We start from the raw sequence: 16,834 nt of genomic DNA on the forward strand, positions 1-16,834 counted from the left end.
GGCAAAAAAAACCCCCACATCATGTGGGGGAAGACAGGGATGGTGTCTATGGCAAGGAAAACAGGGTTACTACTGGGAACGTGAGTTGCTACTACTCAATAAATTTAACGATGAGCTTTGTTTCCAGTGCGCTACGTCGCGCAGTTGCTCCATTCGTTGTTCATGTTTCTCATTTAAAACCGCTTGCTGCTCGGGCGTTAACAGGCGATACATCTGGTTGCGGACCCTGGCTATTTCAACCTGGCGGGCAACCTGTTCTTGTGCCATTTTTTCTGCCTGAGCGCGCACAGCGCTTTCATCAAATTTCTCTGCGGTGACAAGACGATGCATTGTCTCCATTTCGCTAACATTAACAGGAGGCTGTTCGTGTCTTGCCTGCTGCATTAAATCTCGCATCTGTTGACGTTGATGTTCGGTTAAACTGATACCGTCAAACATGTGGCTCTGTACGCTGCGCTGCGAGGAGCCTTCACCCAGGTGCCAGTGATCGCCTGTGACGACTTCAGCTGCATGGCTCAAAGTACTGAGTGCCAGCGTTGAGGCCATGACGGCAGCGGTAACTTTGCCCATCACTTGCTCCCAAAATCTTTTCTGTCGCGATTCAACGAGAGACAGTTTACGATTCGGGCTGCAAACATGCGTCAGGGGGTGTAAAACAACGTAAAGTCATAGATTAGCGACGCCTGATGACGTAATTTCTGCCTCGGAGGTACGTAAACAATGAATAAAATCCTGTTAGTTGATGATGACCGAGAGCTGACTTCCCTGTTAAAGGAGTTGCTCGAAATGGAAGGTTTCGATGTGCTGGTTGCCCATGATGGGGAGCAGGCACTTGAGCTTCTGGATGACAGCATCGATTTACTTTTGCTCGACGTCATGATGCCGAAGAAAAACGGCATCGATACACTGAAAGCGCTTCGCCAGACACACCAGACGCCCGTAATCATGCTGACCGCTCGCGGCAGCGAATTGGATCGCGTACTCGGCCTTGAGCTGGGCGCGGACGACTATTTACCCAAACCGTTTAATGACCGCGAACTGGTCGCGCGTATCCGCGCTATTCTGCGCCGCTCTCACTGGAGCGAACAACAGCAGACCAGCGATAATGGCTCGCCGACGCTGGAAGTGGATGCGTTAAGTCTGAATCCGGGTCGCCAGGAAGCCAGTTTTGATGGGCAAACCCTGGAGTTAACCGGCACCGAATTCACCCTGCTTTATTTACTGGCACAGCATCTCGGCCAGGTAGTTTCTCGTGAACACCTGAGTCAGGAAGTGCTGGGCAAACGCCTGACGCCGTTTGACCGCGCGATCGACATGCACATCTCGAACCTGCGCCGTAAGCTGCCAGAGCGGAAAGACGGGCACCCCTGGTTTAAAACCCTGCGTGGTCGCGGCTACCTGATGGTCTCCGCTTCATGATAGGAAGCTTAACCGCACGCATCTTTGCCATCTTCTGGTTAACGCTGGCGCTGGTGTTGATGTTGGTACTGATGCTGCCCAAGCTCGACTCACGCCAGATGACCGAGCTACTGGACAGCGAGCAGCGCCAGGGGTTGATGATCGAGCAACACGTTGAAGCTGAGCTGGCGAACGACCCACCCAACGATCTGATGTGGTGGCGTCGCCTGTTCCGTGCTATCGACAAGTGGGCGCCGCCAGGACAGCGGTTATTGCTTGTCACTACAGAAGGACGTGTGATCGGCGCAGAACGCAACGAAATGCAGATCATTCGTAACTTTATTGGTCAGGCTGATAACGCTGACCATCCGCAGAAGAAAAAATACGGTCGCGTTGAGATGGTCGGGCCTTTCTCCGTCAGAGACGGGGAAGATAACTACCAGCTGTATCTCATTCGACCAGCCAGCAGTTCACAGTCTGATTTCATCAACCTGTTGTTTGACCGGCCACTGTTGCTGCTGATCGTCACCATGCTCGTCAGCTCACCGCTGCTGCTTTGGCTGGCATGGAGCCTGGCGAAACCGGCGCGTAAGTTGAAAAACGCGGCGGATGAGGTGGCACAGGGTAACCTGCGTCAGCATCCGGAACTGGAAGCCGGCCCGCAGGAATTTCTGGCGGCAGGTGCCAGTTTTAACCAGATGGTGACCGCGCTGGAACGCATGATGACCACGCAGCAACGCCTGCTGTCGGACATCTCTCACGAGTTGAGAACGCCACTAACACGTTTGCAATTGGGGACTGCGCTGCTGCGCCGTCGTAGCGGTGAGAGCAAAGAGCTGGAGCGCATTGAAACAGAAGCGCACCGGCTGGACAGCATGATCAACGACCTGCTGGTGATGTCACGTAATCAGCAGAAAAACGCGCTGGTCAGTGAAACCGTGAAGGCTAATCAGCTATGGGGCGAAGTACTGGATAACGCCGCCTTTGAAGCCGAGCAGATGGGTAAATCGCTGACAGTGAATTTCCCGCCGGGTCCGTGGCCGCTGTACGGTAACCCAAATGCACTGGAAAGCGCGCTGGAAAACATTGTGCGCAATGCCCTGCGCTATTCACATACGAAGATTGAAGTTGGCTTCGCGGTGGATATCGACGGGATTACCATCACCGTGGACGACGATGGCCCAGGCGTAAGCCCTGAAGACAGAGAACAGATTTTCCGTCCGTTCTATCGTACCGATGAGGCGCGCGATCGCGAGTCTGGCGGAACAGGTCTGGGTCTGGCGATTGTTGAAACCGCAATCCAGCAGCATCGTGGCTGGGTGAAGGCCGAAGACAGCCCGCTGGGTGGTTTACGGCTGGTAATTTGGTTACCGTTGTATAAGCGTTCCTGAGTCTCTCTGTGTTGCCGGATGGCGGCGTAATGCCTCATCCGGCCTCCACGGACAGGGGGAATTATTTCCCCCACAAACGGCGGGAATTGTCCTCGATCTTGCCGCTTAAACGGCGTTTTTGCATCGTTCTGGTCCAGCTTTTCGATAGCCCTGCAGCCGACAGTAAACGGTGATATTGCGAATCATCAAACGGCATATGCCAGGCAATAGCAATCGCCTCCCGCAGACTGACATCGCTCACGCGCGATGCCAGTACCAGCGGCGCATCCGCCGACACCATGCCCGGCGCGATAACACTGTACAGCCAGCCTATCTTCCCCGAGGCCTGCATCTGACTTGCCATATCGCTAATGCCAAAATGGAAATTCAGCTTAAAACACGGTGAACGTGGCTGCGTGACCTGAATCAACGCCTCGCCCCACTGGAAAATATCGCCGATATAGACATTCTCTTCTGTCAGCCCAAGCGTTGAGAGGTTCTCCCCAAAGGCGGGGGCGACAAATAACTCCGCCTGTTCAGGGAATTCTTGTATCCAGTGCTGATAGTGTTCACGCGGATAGTGGCACAACGCGCGATCCGGCCCGCCGTGAATTTTAGTCTCCGCCTGTTCATCACCCGTGAGCCCCAGATCGGTCAGCATCAACTCGCCATCAACCTGAACTTTAGCAATCGCGCTGGGACGGCTTCCCGTGTAGTCCCGAATCTTGCCTGTAAAAACATCGACCGGATATCGCATCTGTTCCCTCTCCCGATAAATTTCTCCCATTACACCACATTTATTTTACCCCAGTCGCTCAAAATGAGAGCACGGTTCACATGAAAGTTAGGGACACATGCTATCAATGTAAGCTGGTTTTGAAACATCATTTCAAATAAGGAGTCGACAACGTGACTGGTCAATCGCAATTTGCTGGCGTCTGGTGTCCTTCCATTACGCCAATGGACAATGACGGCAAGATCGATCTTAACGGTCTGAGCCAGCATCTTAAACGCCTTACCGAGGCCAACATCGACGTGATTTTGTTGATGGGCAGCATCGGGGAATTTGCCTCCTTTACGCTCGAGGAAAGGCTGTTGCTGATCCGTGAAGCCCGTGCCATGAGCTCGCTGAAGATGGTCGCCAACGTCTCATCCACTTGCCAGAACGATGTGCTGTTGATGGCACAGGAAGCGTATCGCGCCGGTTACGATGCCGTGATGATCCTACCACCTTACTATTACGGGCAAACGGCGAAACAGCTCCTGAGCTACTTCCGTCAATTGGGGCAGAAACTCAGCGGCAAATGGTTTGCCTATAACTTCCCGGCGCGAACCGGTTGCGACTTAACGCCTGAACTGGTTGCCACCCTTGCCTCTGAGTTCCCCAACTTCGCAGGCATCAAAGATACCGTCGACTGCCAGTCCCACACCCGCAGCATGATCCAGACCACCCGCGCCGTACGCGAAGATTTTGCCGTGCTATCCGGCTATGACGAATACTATATTCCTAACCTGCTGGCAGGCGGCGCAGGGATTATTTCAGGATTAAACAACGTCATGCCGGAGCTGTTTGTCAGCGCACGAGAAGCCTTCAAGCAGGGGGATCTGGCTGCACTTCGCGATATTCAGGACCAGATTGGCACCTACATGTCCATCTACGCCATCGGTGAGGATTTCGTCACCACCATCAAAACCGTGGTATCGCGTAAGTTTGGCTATTGCACCGGGGTTTCACGTAATGCAGGCGGGGAGCTGAATGAAAGTGAGTGTCGAACAATTGATGAGGTGTTTGTAATCAAGGGTTAAAACGGTTAAGCCGGATGGTGCAAACCATCCGGCTTAATCACGTTACTTCACCGCGTTGCGTATATCGATTGCCGCCGCTCTGGCTTTGGCTCTTTTCGACCAGATGGAGGTGATAATCGGCACGAGGATGGAGGTTACAATCACTGACGTCGCCACCAGAGAGGTTGCCGCCGGCGCCATGGGTTTGAACGCCGGAACCATTTCCGCAATCAGCACCGGCGTGGCAACGGCCGCGCCAGCAGAACTGGACGCCGCAATTCCCGCCGTACCATCGCCGCCGCCAATCAGTTTATCGGCAATAATCAGCGGGATACCGGTGATTATAATCACCGCCACGCCCAGCAGAATACCCAGTACGCCGGTCTGTGCAATCACGCTCAAATCAATGGTGTTACCTAATGCGAAGGCGAAGAAAGGGATCAGCGTCTGCACGGCCTTACTGAAGAATTCCCGCAGCTCAGGATCCAGATTACCCAGCGCAAAACCAATCAGGAACGGCAATACCGCCCCTACAAATACATGCGGTTCAAATGAAGCAATCCCGGCGGTTCCCAGAATCACCATGGTCATCAACGGGCCAGACTCCAGCGACATCAGGACAAACGCCCCAGCCTCTTCTTTGGTGCCGTACTGCTGCATAATCGAGGCATACAGCCCGCCGTTAGTCATATCCATTGCGGCCACCAGCGCCAGCGTGGACAACCCGGCAAAGAACCCCACTTCCACGCCATGTTCAGGAAGAATGCGCGATGCAATCGCCGCTACCACCCATGCGACCAGGATCTTGGTTATCACTAACGTGCCGGATTTACGCAGTACGGTTCCGGTTGCGCTCAGCTTAATCGATGCCCCCATGCAAAAGAACCAGACTGCCAGAATCGGCACCGTACCGGTGATCATACCGTTGGTAAATGAGCCGAAGTATTTCCCGGCGCCGGGGGAAAAGGTATGACACAACGCGCCCAGAAACAGCGGCACCAACATCATACCGCCTGGGATTTTCTCTATCGTACGTTTGATCTGCATTTCCATCACCTGTAGACATAAAAATGGGGCAATTTTTATGGGCGACTGCATCTTGCTTTTGAGATGCGCCCGTCTTGATGAAAAGAAGATAGACATTCGCAGAAACTATAAAAGTGATCCCACTCGCATAATAAAACCTTGTTTCAATTTAAATGGATCATTGTTTTTATATTGATTTTGATCACAAAAAAGCCCCCGCAGGCATCGCTTGCAGGGGCTTAGTTAACGCGTCGAACTTATTTTTTCGCGGCGAAACGTGCAGCAGCTTCGTCCCAGTTCACCACGTCCCAGAACGCTTTGATGTAGTCCGGGCGACGGTTCTGGAATTTCAGGTAGTAAGCGTGTTCCCAAACGTCCAGGCCCACGATCGGGAAGCCGGAAGCGCCAGAGATAGCTTCACCCATCAGCGGGGAATCCTGGTTAGCGGTGGAAACAACAGCCAGTTTGTCACCTTTCAGAACCAGCCACGCCCAGCCGGAACCGAAACGAGTGGCTGCTGCTTTTTCAAATTCAGCTTTGAAGTTGTCAACAGAACCGAAGTCACGTTCGATAGCCGCTTTCAGGTCGCCCTGCAGCGTGGTACCGGTTTTCAGGCCTTTCCAGAACAGGCTGTGGTTAGCGTGACCGCCAGCGTTGTTACGCAGAACGGTTTTCTTATCCGCAGGCAGCTGATCCAGTTTGGTGATCAACTCTTCAGCAGACAGGCTCGCGAATTCAGGCAGGCTTTCCAGCGCAGCATTAGCGTTGTTTACGTAAGCCTGGTGGTGTTTGGTATGGTGGATTTCCATCGTCTGCTTATCGAAGTGCGGTTCAAGGGCATCATAAGCGTACGGCAGGGATGGCAGTGTATAACTCATAATCATCTCCAGTATTGTCGGGCGGCCAGTGTTAACGCCGCGTAAGCAGTTGGGTCATTATAGTTAATTAAATGATATTGAAAATGATTATCAATGCCGTACTTTTTACAGGGTCTTAATTATTCATCACCATTACTGAAGATGTGAGCCAAATCACCCAGTTAACGTGATGATTGCCAACAAGAGGACAAAGGCGGCAATCGTCAAAAGGTTAATCATCTGCGTAATTTTTAAACTCGTTGTGTCGGAGGGGTTATGACCGACGATAAAAAATAACGAGGATTCAGTCATGAGTAACGCGATTACGATGGGTATTCTTTGGCATTTGATAGGTGCAGCCAGCGCAGCCTGTTTCTATGCCCCGTTCAAACAAGTTAAACATTGGTCATGGGAAACAATGTGGTCGGTTGGCGGGATCGTCTCCTGGCTTATCCTGCCATGGACCATCAGCGCCATGTTGCTTCCCAACTTCTGGGCCTACTTCAGTTCTTTTAGCCTCTCCACGCTGGCACCGGTATTTCTGTTTGGCGCGATGTGGGGGATCGGTAATATCAACTATGGCCTGACCATGCGCTATCTCGGCATGTCGATGGGGATTGGTATTGCGATTGGTATTACCCTGATTGTCGGCACGCTGATGACCCCTATCATCAACGGTAACTTTGATGTGCTGATCAGCACCGATGGCGGGCGCATGACGCTACTGGGCGTATTGGTCGCGCTGATTGGCGTGGGCATTGTGACCCGCGCAGGACAGTTGAAAGAACGTAAAATGGGCATCAAAGCAGAAGAGTTCAACCTGAAGAAGGGGCTGGTGCTGGCGGTAATGTGCGGCATTTTCTCTGCCGGGATGTCCTTTGCGATGAACGCGGCGAAACCCATGCACGATGCAGCTGCCGCGCTGGGCGTTGATCCGCTGTATGTCGCGCTACCAAGCTATGTCGTCATCATGGGCGGCGGTGCTTTAGTCAACCTGGGCTTCTGTTTTATTCGTTTGGCAAAAGTGAAAGATCTTTCGATAAAAGCCGACTTCTCGTTAGCCAAACCGCTGATCATCACCAACGTGCTACTGTCCGCGCTCGGTGGCCTGATGTGGTATCTGCAATTCTTCTTCTACGCCTGGGGCCACGCTCGCATTCCGGCGCAGTATGATTATGTCAGTTGGATGCTGCACATGAGCTTCTATGTCCTGTGTGGCGGTATTGTTGGTCTGGTGCTGAAAGAGTGGAAAAACGCGGGCCGCCGTCCGGTCAGCGTACTGAGCCTCGGCTGCGTGGTCATTATTCTCGCGGCAAATATTGTCGGTCTGGGGATGGCCAGTTAATCATTCGGGCTGCTGAGATGACGCCACTGGCTCGGCGTCATCCCGGTTTCCCGCGTAAATACCACCGAAAAGTAGTTACTGTCTTCAAAGCCGCAGCGCATAGAAATTTCACTGATCATCAGTCTACTGTGCTTAAGCAGATACTGAGCATGGCAAACCCGTACCTGGCGGAGATACTGATTGATGGTCATCCCTGTCTGGCTGCGAAACTGCTGACGCAAAACTCGCTCACTGCACTGTTCCTGCTCACAGAATTTATCCAGCGCAAAGGCATGTTCATGACTCCCGGCCAACGCGGTAATCAGCTTATCCAACAACGTTTCACTTGATGTCGCTGGCAGCGTATCCGTGGCGTAGCGGTGCCGCTTGAAATGAGTCACCAGTTGCCCAAACAGCAACTCGGCCATTTCAAAAGCCAGCGGGTCACGCTGATTACTCTCATGTTCAAGCTGACTAATTATCTGCCGGGCCTGGGACATACCCGCGCTGCCAAGCCGCCAGTGGGGCTGTCGCGGCGAGCCGTTAAATCCTGGGATCGCGCTTTCCCAGCCGACATTCAGCGTCAGCCGTTCCGGGCAGTAAATGATATTTTGCAGGACGAGATCGTTAACTGAGGTGTAGGAGTGTTTGTCTTCGGCACGGATATAAAACAGATCGCCGCGGGTTATCCGGTACGGGCGATCGTTGAGAACATGCAGGCCATTGCCGCGCCATACCATCACCAGCTCGCAAAACTCATGAGTATGTTCGGCAAACACATCCTGTGGGTAACGATCGGCCACCGCGACGGCCTGGTGGTCATTCGCAAAAAAGTCTGATTTCAGAAGGACCAGATGATTCACCATCACATCACCTCAACCTGAACGCTTGCCGGATGCGCTACGTTTATCCGGTCTACAAGGCATCCACGTAGGCCGGACAAGGCACAGCCGCCATCCGGCATAAAAGGGTATGATTATCAGCAAACGGACGGCAAAAAACGTTGATAGCTTTCGCGTTACTGGAGGCTGCTTCCAGTAATGACATCGCGTCCCTGTCGGATATCGCGCGGCGACCAGTTAAACTCCCGGCGAAACAGCGTCGAAAAATGGTTACTGTCACCGAACCCACAACGATAAGCGATGTCCGTCACGCTGTCATCACTGTGACGTAGCAAATGGCGGGCTTTGATAAGCCGTAGGCGGTTGAGATAGCGCTGTGGCGTCAGCCCGGTCTGTTGTTTAAGCTGGCGGTGCAAAGTCCGTAAAGAGAGCGAAAACTGCTCGGCTACAGCTTCCCAGCACACTTCGTCGGCAAAGTTATCCTCCAGCCATGCCAGTAGTTGGTTCAGTCGCGCATCATTATCTGTTGCCGCTTCTATCAGGCTGCTTTTACGCAACAGCACCAACAGTTGCATGAACAAGATCTCACGATTTGCCGCCGTTGGCGTATCCATTGCCTCTCCAAGATTTTCCATTTGCCCCACCAGATGCCGAACCTGCTGCAACACGCTCTGATTCACCCGCCAGTGTGACGGATATTGCCCATTCAGCTCCTGGGGTAACAACTGATTCAACCCGGCCAAAAACTGAAACGCATCCGGGGAACGATACAGAATATTGGTCAGACACAGGTTGTCAGTATGTTCATATAAGTGTCTGTCATGATCGCGGACAAAACACACCGTTCCCCCGCTAATGGTATAAGGCTGTCCATTGAACACATGAATTCCCGTACCATGTTCAACCACTACAATTTCATGAAAATCATGATGATGTTCTGGAAAAGCAGGCTGAGGAAGCCGGGGCTCAATCGCCACGGGCGCTTTACCTGTCGGAAAAAAATCCACGCAATGCAATACGGTCATGATGACATCCCCCCCGATCAAATGAACATGACTGAATAGTAATTAAGGGTTATCACCCTCACCTTAAATTTTTGACGCCAAAGTGCGTAAACACGGTCAATTCTTCAAGAAATAGCGGGAAAGATCGGGAATTGCGGAAGGGGTCACATCAGGTGAAACCGTCCCCATTAGTAGAAACTGTGAACGCTATCACGTTCACCTTTGCCATGCTGCCAGCCGCGTATTGTCGCTGTCACTAACAAGAAGGTACGCCATTTCACGGGTTCTTAGACTGAGTGCAATGAAACTCAGAAGGACCTCGCTATGACTCTTCGCCATTGTGTCGCTGTTGATCTCGGTGCATCCAGTGGACGCGTAATGCTGGCGCGTTACGACAGTAAACACCGTACCCTGACACTGCGTGAAATCCACCGCTTTGTTAACTGTCTGCAAAAAACAGACGGTTTTGACACCTGGGACATCGACAGCCTGGAAAACGACATTCGTCTGGGGTTGAAGAAAGTCTGCGATCAAGGCATTCGGATCGACAGCATCGGCATTGATACCTGGGGCGTGGATTATGTCCTGATCGATAAAAACGGTCAGCGCGTTGGGTTGCCAGTCTCTTACCGTGACAGCCGCACGACCGGCATTATGGCGCAGGCGATGGCGCAGCCGGGTAAAGGTGAAATTTACCGCCGTAGCGGCATTCAGTTTCTGCCCTTTAACACCCTGTATCAGTTGCGTGCGCTGGTTGAACAACAGCCAGAACTGCTCCCGCAGGTGGCCCATGCCCTGCTGATCCCCGACTACTTCAGCTTTCGCCTGACCGGCAAAATGAACTGGGAATACACCAATGCCACCACCACCCAGTTCGTCAATATCAATACCGACGACTGGGATGACACTCTGCTGGCGTGGACCGGAGCAGACAAAGCCTGGTTTGGCCGCCCCACGCATCCGGGGAACGTAATTGGTTACTGGATTTGTCCACAGAAAAATCAAATCCCGGTGGTTGCCGTCGCCAGCCACGACACCGCCAGCGCGGTGATCGCATCACCGCTGGCCGATAAAAATAGTGCCTATCTCTCTTCCGGTACCTGGTCGCTGATGGGCTTCGAGAGCAGAACACCGTATACCAACGATGCGGCACTGGCGGCGAACATCACCAACGAAGGGGGCGCGGAAGGGCGCTACCGCGTGCTGAAAAACATCATGGGGCTGTGGCTACTTCAGCGCGTGTTAAAAGAGCGGCAGATAACCGACCTGCCTGCCCTTATCGCTCAAACCCAGGCGCTGCCAGCCTGCCAGTTTCTGATTAACCCCAACGACGAGCGCTTTATCAATCCTGACGATATGAGTGCGGAAATTCAGGCGGCCTGTCGTGAATCAGGCCAGCCCGTTCCTCAGCAAAACGCCGAACTGGCGCGCTGTATTTTCGACAGTCTGGCGTTGCTGTACGCCGATATCCTGCAGGAACTGGCTGAGCTTCGCGGCGAAGCATTTCACCAACTGCACATCGTCGGCGGTGGGTGCCAGAACGCATTACTCAACCAGCTTTGCGCGGACGCCTGCGGTATTCGCGTCATATCCGGGCCTATTGAGGCCTCCACGCTCGGCAATATTGGCGTCCAGTTGATGACGCTGGACGAGCTTAACAACGTCGATGATTTCCGTCAGGTGGTGCGTGCCAACTACGACCTGACCACCTTCATCCCCAATCCTGAAAGTGAAATTGCCCGCCACAAAGCGCAGTTTCAACCATTACGACAGACAAAGGAGCTTTGCGCATGACCACTCAACTTGAACAAGCCTGGGAACTGGCAAAACTGCGTTTCGCAGCGGTAGGTATTGATGTCGAGGAAGCATTACGCCAGCTCGATCGTCTGCCGGTCTCCATGCACTGCTGGCAGGGCGACGACGTAGCCGGATTCGAAAACCCGGAAGGTTCGCTCACGGGTGGAATTCAGGCAACCGGTAACTATCCGGGCAAAGCGCGTAATGCCAGCGAACTGCGTGCCGATCTGGAGCAGGCGCTGAGCCTGATCCCGGGTCCAAAACGTCTGAATTTGCATGCGATCTATCTGGAGTCTGATACGCCAGTTGCCCGCGACCAAATCAAACCTGAACACTTCAAAAACTGGGTTGAGTGGGCGAAAGCGAACCAGCTAGGGCTGGATTTCAACCCGTCCTGCTTCTCACATCCGCTGAGTGCCGACGGTTTCACGCTGGCCCACGCCGATGACACCATTCGCCAGTTCTGGATTGACCACTGCAAAGCCAGCCGTCGCGTCTCGGCGTATTTTGGCGAGCAGTTGGGTACGCCATCAGTGATGAACATCTGGATCCCGGATGGTATGAAAGACATCACCGTTGATCGTTTAGCGCCGCGCCAGCGTCTGCTGGACGCGCTGGACGAAGTGATCAGCGAGAAACTCGACCCGGCGCACCACATCGATGCCGTCGAGAGCAAACTGTTTGGTATTGGCGCAGAAAGCTACACCGTCGGCTCTAACGAGTTCTATATGGGTTATGCCACCAGCCGCCAGACCGCATTGTGCCTGGATGCAGGTCACTTCCATCCGACGGAAGTCATTTCCGACAAGATCTCCGCCGCCATGCTGTACGTGCCACGCCTGCTGCTGCATGTCAGCCGTCCGGTGCGTTGGGACAGCGATCACGTGGTGCTGCTGGATGATGAAACGCAGGCGATTGCCAGCGAGATCGTGCGCCACAACCTGTTTGACCGCGTACACATCGGCCTCGACTTCTTCGACGCCTCCATCAACCGCATCGCCGCGTGGGTGATCGGCACCCGCAATATGAAAAAAGCGCTGCTGCGCGCGTTGTTAGAACCGACCGGGCAATTGCGTCAGCTTGAAGCCAGCGGCGACTACACCGCACGCCTGGCTCTGCTGGAAGAGCAAAAATCGCTGCCGTGGCAGGCCGTCTGGGAGATGTATTGCCAGCGTCACGACACGCCAGCGGGCAGCCAGTGGCTGGAAAGTGTGCGCGCTTATGAAAAAGAGATTTTGAGCAAACGTGGCTAACTGTGACGCCAGGCTTGTAGGCCGGATAAGACGCCCCGCGTCGCCATCCGGCAATAAATGAAACACGATTGCCGGATGGCGCTTCGCTTATCCGGCCTACGTAAGACCCGATAACGTTCGGGCAATAAATGGGAACACCGAACATGCAAAACATTACCACTTCCTGGTTCGTCCAGGGGATGATTAAAGCCACTTCCGATGCCTGGCTGAAAGGTTGGGACGAACGCAACGGCGGCAACCTGACACTGCGCCTGGATGAGGCAGATATTGCGCCATTTAGCGCCGATTTCCACGAAAAACCACGCTATATCGCGCTGAGTCAGCCGATGCCGCTGCTGGCGAATACGCCGTTTATCGTCACCGGTTCGGGGAAATTTTTCCGCAACGTCCAACTCGACCCGGCCGCAAATCTGGGCGTGGTGAAAATCGATAGCGATGGCGCGGGTTATCACATTCTGTGGGGTCTGACCCACGAAGCCGTACCGACTTCCGAACTGCCCGCCCACTTCCTATCCCACTGCGAGCGCATTAAAGCCACCAATGGCAAAGACCGCGTGATCATGCACTGCCATGCCACCAACCTGATCGCCCTGACCTACGTACTGGAAAACAATACCGCGCTGATGACCCGCAAACTGTGGGAAGGCAGCACCGAGTGTCTGGTGGTGTTCCCGGATGGCGTCGGTATTCTGCCGTGGATGGTGCCAGGTACCGATGAAATCGGTCAGGCCACCGCCGAAGAAATGCAGAAACACTCGCTGGTACTGTGGCCGTTCCACGGCGTGTTCGGCAGCGGACCTACCCTCGACGAAGCGTTCGGTTTGATCGATACCGCAGAGAAGTCCGCTGAGGTTCTGGTCAAGATTTACTCGATGGGCGGTATGAAGCAGACCATTACGCGTGAAGAGCTGATCGCACTTGGCAAACGCTTCGGCGTGACGCCGCTGGCCAGCGCACTGGCATTGTAAGGAGAATAATGATGAGCTTTATGTTGGCACTGCCAAAAATTAGCCTGCATGGCGCCGGCGCGATTGCCGATATGGTGAACCTCGTGGCGAATAAGCAATGGGGCAAAGCGCTGATCGTCACCGATGGTCAACTGGTAAAACTGGGCCTGTTGGATAGCCTGTTTGCGGCGCTGGATGAACATCAGATGTCTTACCACCTGTTTGATGAGGTGTTTCCAAACCCGACGGAAGAGCTGGTGCAGAAAGGTTTCGCGGCGTATCAGGACGCAGAATGTCACTACATTATTGCCTTCGGTGGCGGTAGCCCGATCGATACCGCTAAAGCGGTGAAGATCCTGACCGCCAACCCCGGCCCTTCTACCGCCTATTCCGGCGTAGGCAAGGTAAAAAATGCTGGCGTACCGCTGGTCGCCATCAATACCACCGCCGGAACGGCAGCAGAGATGACCAGTAATGCGGTCATTATCGACTCAGCTCGCAAGGTTAAAGAGGTGATCATCGACCCGAATATCATCCCGGATATCGCCGTGGATGATGCCAGCGTCATGCTGGAAATTCCGGCATCCGTCACCGCCGCAACCGGCATGGACGCCCTGACCCATGCGGTAGAAGCCTATGTTTCCGTTGGCGCGCATCCGCTCACCGACGCTAACGCGCTGGAAGCGATTCGCCTGATCAACCTGTGGCTACCGAAAGCGGTCGACGACGGTCATAACCTCGACGCCCGTGAACAAATGGCGTTTGGTCAGTATCTGGCGGGGATGGCATTTAACAGCGCTGGTCTCGGTCTGGTGCATGCGCTGGCGCACCAGCCGGGCGCAACCCATAATCTGCCACACGGAGTCTGCAACGCCATCCTGCTGCCGGTAATCGAAAACTTTAACCGCCCGAACGCCGTGGCGCGCTTTGCCCGCGTGGCGCAAGCGATGGGCGTCGATACGCGCGGTATGAGCGATGAAGCGGCAAGTATGGAGGCTATCAACGCGATTCGTGCCCTGAGCAAACGTGTCGGTATTCCTGCTGGCTTTAGTTCGCTTGGCGTGACGAAAGAAGATATTGAAGGCTGGCTGGATAAAGCGTTGGCCGATCCGTGTGCGCCGTGCAACCCGCGCACCGCCAGCCGCGACGAGGTCCGCGAGCTGTATCTGGAGGCGTTATGATCCGCAAGGCCTTTGTGATGCAGGTGAATGCCGACGCACATGTTGAATATCAACGTCGGCACAATCCCATCTGGCCAGAACTGGAAACAGTGCTGAAAGCGCACGGTGCCCATCACTACGCGATTTATCTCGACGAGGAGCGCAATCTGCTGTTCGCCACCGTTGAGATTGAGTCCGAAGAACGCTGGAATGCCGTTGCCAGCACCGACGTTTGCCAACGTTGGTGGAAGCATATGCGTGACGTAATGCCGGCCAACCCGGACAACAGTCCGGTCAGCGCAGAGCTAAAAGAAGTGTTTTATTTGCCGTAAGTCGTGTGCCCGGTGGCGCAAGCTTACCGGGCCTACGGTTCTATTTTTTGTAGGCCGGATAAGCGATAGCGCCATCCGGCAGTTTCAATTCTGCTCAGAAACCAGAATCGCCTGGGTGTCAGGCTCCAGTGCTTTAAAGATATGCGCCTGGTCAGCGGGGTAGCAAATATAGTCGCCCTCGCCTAACTCCTCCGGCGCTTCCGTCAACCCCACCATCGCCTTACCCTGCGTCACGATAATATGTTCAACCGATCCCGGTGGATGCGGTTGTGAAATACGATCTGCGCCCGGTTGCGTCAGCAGCAGATAGATATCCCGCCGCGCGCCCGGTGGGCAGGCTGCCAGTAAAATAGCCTGATAGTGGGCCTGCTCAGCCACGACTTTTGTCCCTTCGCCACGGCGAATCACCTGCGTTTTTTGCTCCTGCGGTTCCAGTAATCGGGCAAAGGGGATATCCAGCGCCACACACAGCGACCACAGCGTTTCCAGGCTAGGATTACCATTTCCCGCTTCCAGCTGCGAGAGTGTCGATTTTGCAATTCCCGCGCGACGGGCAATTTCTGCCAGCGATAAACCGGTGCGCTGACGTTCACGCACCAGACTTTTCGCGATCATACTGATGGGTTGGGTCATTCTCGACTCCATGTTCTTTATATCGAACGAATCGTTCGACTTGTAAATCAAACTGATTGTGTTCATTATAATGGAAACTCGTTCGATATGGCTAAAACGGTATGAAACATTATTTTTCCAGCCTCAAAGGCGACACGATTAAAGCGATATTTTTAGTGTGCCTGGCCGTCGGCGTGGTAGGCATGTCCTACGGTTCGCTGGCAATGGCTTACGGCTTCCCGATTTGGGTGCCCTTTGTACTCTCGATTACAGTACTGGCCGGAGCTTCTGAATTTATGTTTATCGGTATTATCGCCAGCGGCGGAAATCCGTTAGCGGCAGCGGCGGCCGGGTTACTGGTGAATGCCCGACATGTACCGTTTGGCGTGACGGTACGCGATCTGGTCGGCACTCGCGCCGCCAGCTTTCTAGGCTGTCATATCATGAACGATGAAAGCGTGGTGTTCGGCCTGTCGCAGAAAACACCGGAACAACGTAAAGCCGCCTACTGGTTATGCGGTCTGGGCGTCGCCATTTTCTGGCCGATTGGCACACTGATCGGCGCCGGTGTCGGCAAGCTGCTCCCGGCACCTGAAACCATTGGGCTGGATGCCGTTTTCCCTGCCATTTTGTTGGCCTTAGTGGTTCCGGCTTTTAAAAACCGCACCACGCTCATCCGTGCCTGTAGCGGGGCCGCATTGTCACTCGCTTCCGTACCTTTCGCACCGGTAGGCTTGCCGGTACTGCTTTCACTGTTTGGCTTACTGACGAGGAAAAAATAATGGGCAACATGACGCTGTTTATCGTCGGTATCGCCGTGTTATCTCTGGGAACCTATTTAATGCGTTTGGGGGGAGCAAAACTGGGAGGCCGTTTAGCCTTTTCTGAACGTTCACAGGCGTTGCTTTCTGATGCTGCAACGGTGCTACTGTTTTCCGTTGCGCTGGCAACCACCTTTTACGAAGGCGAACACTTTGCCGGCATGGCGCGCGTGCTGGGCGTGGCTTTTGCGGTGTTTCTCGCCTGGCGTAAGACGCCATTGATTGTGGTGATTATCGCTGCAGCAGTGGTAACCGCAGTGCTGAGAATGGCGGGTATAAACTAAAAAAGCGCCCCAAGGGCGCTCT

General features: G+C 54.0%; 18 protein-coding genes. 11 read left to right on the forward strand and 7 right to left on the reverse strand.

What is annotated here, in order from left to right; translation table 11 throughout:
* Positions 1-69 precede the first annotated feature (69 nt).
* Positions 70-570, reverse strand: coding sequence for a cell-envelope stress modulator CpxP (cpxP, locus tag FDX03_RS09275; protein WP_005121753.1), 501 nt, complete (start codon positions 568-570; stop codon positions 70-72).
* A gap of 150 nt (positions 571-720) precedes the next feature.
* Here cpxP and cpxR point away from each other — a divergent pair, with 150 nt between their 5' ends.
* On the forward strand, positions 721-1,419 hold the full coding sequence (cpxR, locus tag FDX03_RS09280; protein WP_048214010.1) for an envelope stress response regulator transcription factor CpxR: 699 nt from the start codon (positions 721-723) through the stop codon (positions 1,417-1,419).
* Positions 1,416-2,789, forward strand: a complete 1,374-nt coding sequence (gene cpxA, locus FDX03_RS09285; RefSeq protein ID WP_003840485.1) for an envelope stress sensor histidine kinase CpxA — start codon at positions 1,416-1,418, stop codon at positions 2,787-2,789. The genes cpxR and cpxA overlap by 4 nt, the downstream gene beginning before the upstream one ends.
* Positions 2,790-2,850: 61 nt before the next feature.
* On the opposite strand, the gene yiiM is transcribed toward cpxA, so the two are convergent.
* Positions 2,851-3,525, reverse strand: coding sequence for a 6-hydroxyaminopurine reductase (yiiM, locus tag FDX03_RS09290; protein ID WP_048214011.1), 675 nt, complete (start codon positions 3,523-3,525; stop codon positions 2,851-2,853).
* A gap of 152 nt (positions 3,526-3,677) precedes the next feature.
* On the opposite strand from yiiM, the gene FDX03_RS09295 reads away from it, so the two are divergent.
* Entirely contained in the window at positions 3,678-4,574 is an 897-nt protein-coding gene (locus tag FDX03_RS09295) for a dihydrodipicolinate synthase family protein (RefSeq protein ID WP_048214012.1), read from the forward strand.
* 42 nt (positions 4,575-4,616) lie between these two features.
* Here the strand turns inward: FDX03_RS09295 and kdgT are convergent, their stop codons facing one another.
* Together kdgT and sodA are read right to left on the reverse strand one after the other, a co-directional pair.
* Positions 4,617-5,600, reverse strand: coding sequence for a 2-keto-3-deoxygluconate transporter (kdgT, locus tag FDX03_RS09300; protein WP_048214013.1), 984 nt, complete (start codon positions 5,598-5,600; stop codon positions 4,617-4,619).
* A 236-nt stretch (positions 5,601-5,836) separates the two neighbouring features.
* A complete protein-coding gene (gene sodA / locus FDX03_RS09305) occupies positions 5,837-6,457 on the reverse strand; it encodes a superoxide dismutase [Mn] (protein WP_005121766.1) in 621 nt (206 codons plus the stop codon).
* A 289-nt stretch (positions 6,458-6,746) separates the two neighbouring features.
* Between sodA and rhaT the strand changes: the two genes are divergently transcribed.
* The gene (gene rhaT, locus FDX03_RS09310; RefSeq protein WP_101741963.1) at positions 6,747-7,781 is read left to right on the forward strand and encodes an L-rhamnose/proton symporter RhaT; all 1,035 of its coding nucleotides are present in this window, start codon (positions 6,747-6,749) and stop codon (positions 7,779-7,781) included.
* Here rhaT and rhaR read toward each other — a convergent pair.
* Together rhaR and rhaS are read right to left on the reverse strand one after the other, a co-directional pair.
* A complete protein-coding gene (rhaR, locus tag FDX03_RS09315) occupies positions 7,778-8,626 on the reverse strand; it encodes an HTH-type transcriptional activator RhaR (protein ID WP_048214015.1) in 849 nt (282 codons plus the stop codon). The two genes, rhaT and rhaR, sit on opposite strands and share 4 nt — an antisense overlap.
* A 152-nt stretch (positions 8,627-8,778) precedes the next feature.
* Positions 8,779-9,627 carry an HTH-type transcriptional activator RhaS gene (rhaS, locus tag FDX03_RS09320; protein WP_137345832.1) on the reverse strand — a complete coding sequence of 283 codons (849 nt, stop codon included), beginning with the start codon at positions 9,625-9,627 and terminating at the stop codon, positions 8,779-8,781.
* 303 nt (positions 9,628-9,930) lie between these two features.
* Here rhaS and rhaB point away from each other — a divergent pair, with 303 nt between their 5' ends.
* From rhaB to rhaM, 5 genes are all read left to right on the forward strand, one after another.
* On the forward strand, positions 9,931-11,400 hold the full coding sequence (gene rhaB / locus FDX03_RS09325) for a rhamnulokinase (protein WP_137345833.1): 1,470 nt from the start codon (positions 9,931-9,933) through the stop codon (positions 11,398-11,400).
* Positions 11,397-12,656: an L-rhamnose isomerase gene (gene rhaA, locus FDX03_RS09330; RefSeq protein ID WP_061066962.1), complete on the forward strand. Its 1,260-nt coding sequence runs from the start codon at positions 11,397-11,399 to the stop codon at positions 12,654-12,656. The genes rhaB and rhaA overlap by 4 nt, the downstream gene beginning before the upstream one ends.
* Positions 12,657-12,799: 143 nt before the next feature.
* A complete protein-coding gene (gene rhaD / locus FDX03_RS09335; RefSeq protein ID WP_086523527.1) occupies positions 12,800-13,624 on the forward strand; it encodes a rhamnulose-1-phosphate aldolase in 825 nt (274 codons plus the stop codon).
* Positions 13,625-13,635: 11 nt separating this feature from the next.
* Positions 13,636-14,784, forward strand: coding sequence for a lactaldehyde reductase (fucO, locus tag FDX03_RS09340; protein ID WP_137345837.1), 1,149 nt, complete (start codon positions 13,636-13,638; stop codon positions 14,782-14,784).
* Positions 14,781-15,095, forward strand: coding sequence for an L-rhamnose mutarotase (gene rhaM / locus FDX03_RS09345; RefSeq protein ID WP_137345834.1), 315 nt, complete (start codon positions 14,781-14,783; stop codon positions 15,093-15,095). Before fucO ends, rhaM begins: the two co-directional genes overlap by 4 nt.
* Before the next feature lie 84 nt (positions 15,096-15,179).
* Here rhaM and FDX03_RS09350 read toward each other — a convergent pair whose 3' ends face one another.
* Positions 15,180-15,728 carry an XRE family transcriptional regulator gene (locus FDX03_RS09350; protein WP_003028726.1) on the reverse strand — a complete coding sequence of 183 codons (549 nt, stop codon included), beginning with the start codon at positions 15,726-15,728 and terminating at the stop codon, positions 15,180-15,182.
* 101 nt (positions 15,729-15,829) lie between these two features.
* Between FDX03_RS09350 and FDX03_RS09355 the strand changes: the two genes are divergently transcribed.
* Positions 15,830-16,489 carry an AzlC family ABC transporter permease gene (locus FDX03_RS09355; RefSeq protein ID WP_048214023.1) on the forward strand — a complete coding sequence of 220 codons (660 nt, stop codon included), beginning with the start codon at positions 15,830-15,832 and terminating at the stop codon, positions 16,487-16,489.
* Complete coding sequence (locus FDX03_RS09360; RefSeq protein WP_137345835.1) at positions 16,489-16,812, forward strand: AzlD domain-containing protein; 324 nt, start codon at positions 16,489-16,491, stop codon at positions 16,810-16,812. The genes FDX03_RS09355 and FDX03_RS09360 overlap by 1 nt, the downstream gene beginning before the upstream one ends.
* Positions 16,813-16,834 lie beyond the last annotated feature (22 nt).

This window comes from Citrobacter sp. wls827 (assembly GCF_005280875.1).
In the GTDB taxonomy this organism is placed as follows: domain Bacteria; phylum Pseudomonadota; class Gammaproteobacteria; order Enterobacterales; family Enterobacteriaceae; genus Citrobacter; species Citrobacter youngae.

Coding starts and splice junctions, on each gene's coding strand:
- cpxP (WP_005121753.1), bottom strand. CDS start 570: ATGGGCAAAGTTACCGCTGCCGTCATGGCCTCAACGCTGGCACTCAGT.
- cpxR (WP_048214010.1), top strand. CDS start 721: ATGAATAAAATCCTGTTAGTTGATGATGACCGAGAGCTGACTTCCCTG.
- cpxA (WP_003840485.1), top strand. CDS start 1,416: ATGATAGGAAGCTTAACCGCACGCATCTTTGCCATCTTCTGGTTAACG.
- yiiM (WP_048214011.1), bottom strand. CDS start 3,525: ATGCGATATCCGGTCGATGTTTTTACAGGCAAGATTCGGGACTACACG.
- kdgT (WP_048214013.1), bottom strand. CDS start 5,600: ATGCAGATCAAACGTACGATAGAGAAAATCCCAGGCGGTATGATGTTG.
- sodA (WP_005121766.1), bottom strand. CDS start 6,457: ATGAGTTATACACTGCCATCCCTGCCGTACGCTTATGATGCCCTTGAA.
- rhaT (WP_101741963.1), top strand. CDS start 6,747: ATGAGTAACGCGATTACGATGGGTATTCTTTGGCATTTGATAGGTGCA.
- rhaR (WP_048214015.1), bottom strand. CDS start 8,626: ATGGTGAATCATCTGGTCCTTCTGAAATCAGACTTTTTTGCGAATGAC.
- rhaS (WP_137345832.1), bottom strand. CDS start 9,627: ATGACCGTATTGCATTGCGTGGATTTTTTTCCGACAGGTAAAGCGCCC.
- rhaB (WP_137345833.1), top strand. CDS start 9,931: ATGACTCTTCGCCATTGTGTCGCTGTTGATCTCGGTGCATCCAGTGGA.
- rhaA (WP_061066962.1), top strand. CDS start 11,397: ATGACCACTCAACTTGAACAAGCCTGGGAACTGGCAAAACTGCGTTTC.
- rhaD (WP_086523527.1), top strand. CDS start 12,800: ATGCAAAACATTACCACTTCCTGGTTCGTCCAGGGGATGATTAAAGCC.
- fucO (WP_137345837.1), top strand. CDS start 13,636: ATGAGCTTTATGTTGGCACTGCCAAAAATTAGCCTGCATGGCGCCGGC.
- rhaM (WP_137345834.1), top strand. CDS start 14,781: ATGATCCGCAAGGCCTTTGTGATGCAGGTGAATGCCGACGCACATGTT.
- FDX03_RS09350 (WP_003028726.1), bottom strand. CDS start 15,728: ATGACCCAACCCATCAGTATGATCGCGAAAAGTCTGGTGCGTGAACGT.
- FDX03_RS09355 (WP_048214023.1), top strand. CDS start 15,830: ATGAAACATTATTTTTCCAGCCTCAAAGGCGACACGATTAAAGCGATA.
- FDX03_RS09360 (WP_137345835.1), top strand. CDS start 16,489: ATGGGCAACATGACGCTGTTTATCGTCGGTATCGCCGTGTTATCTCTG.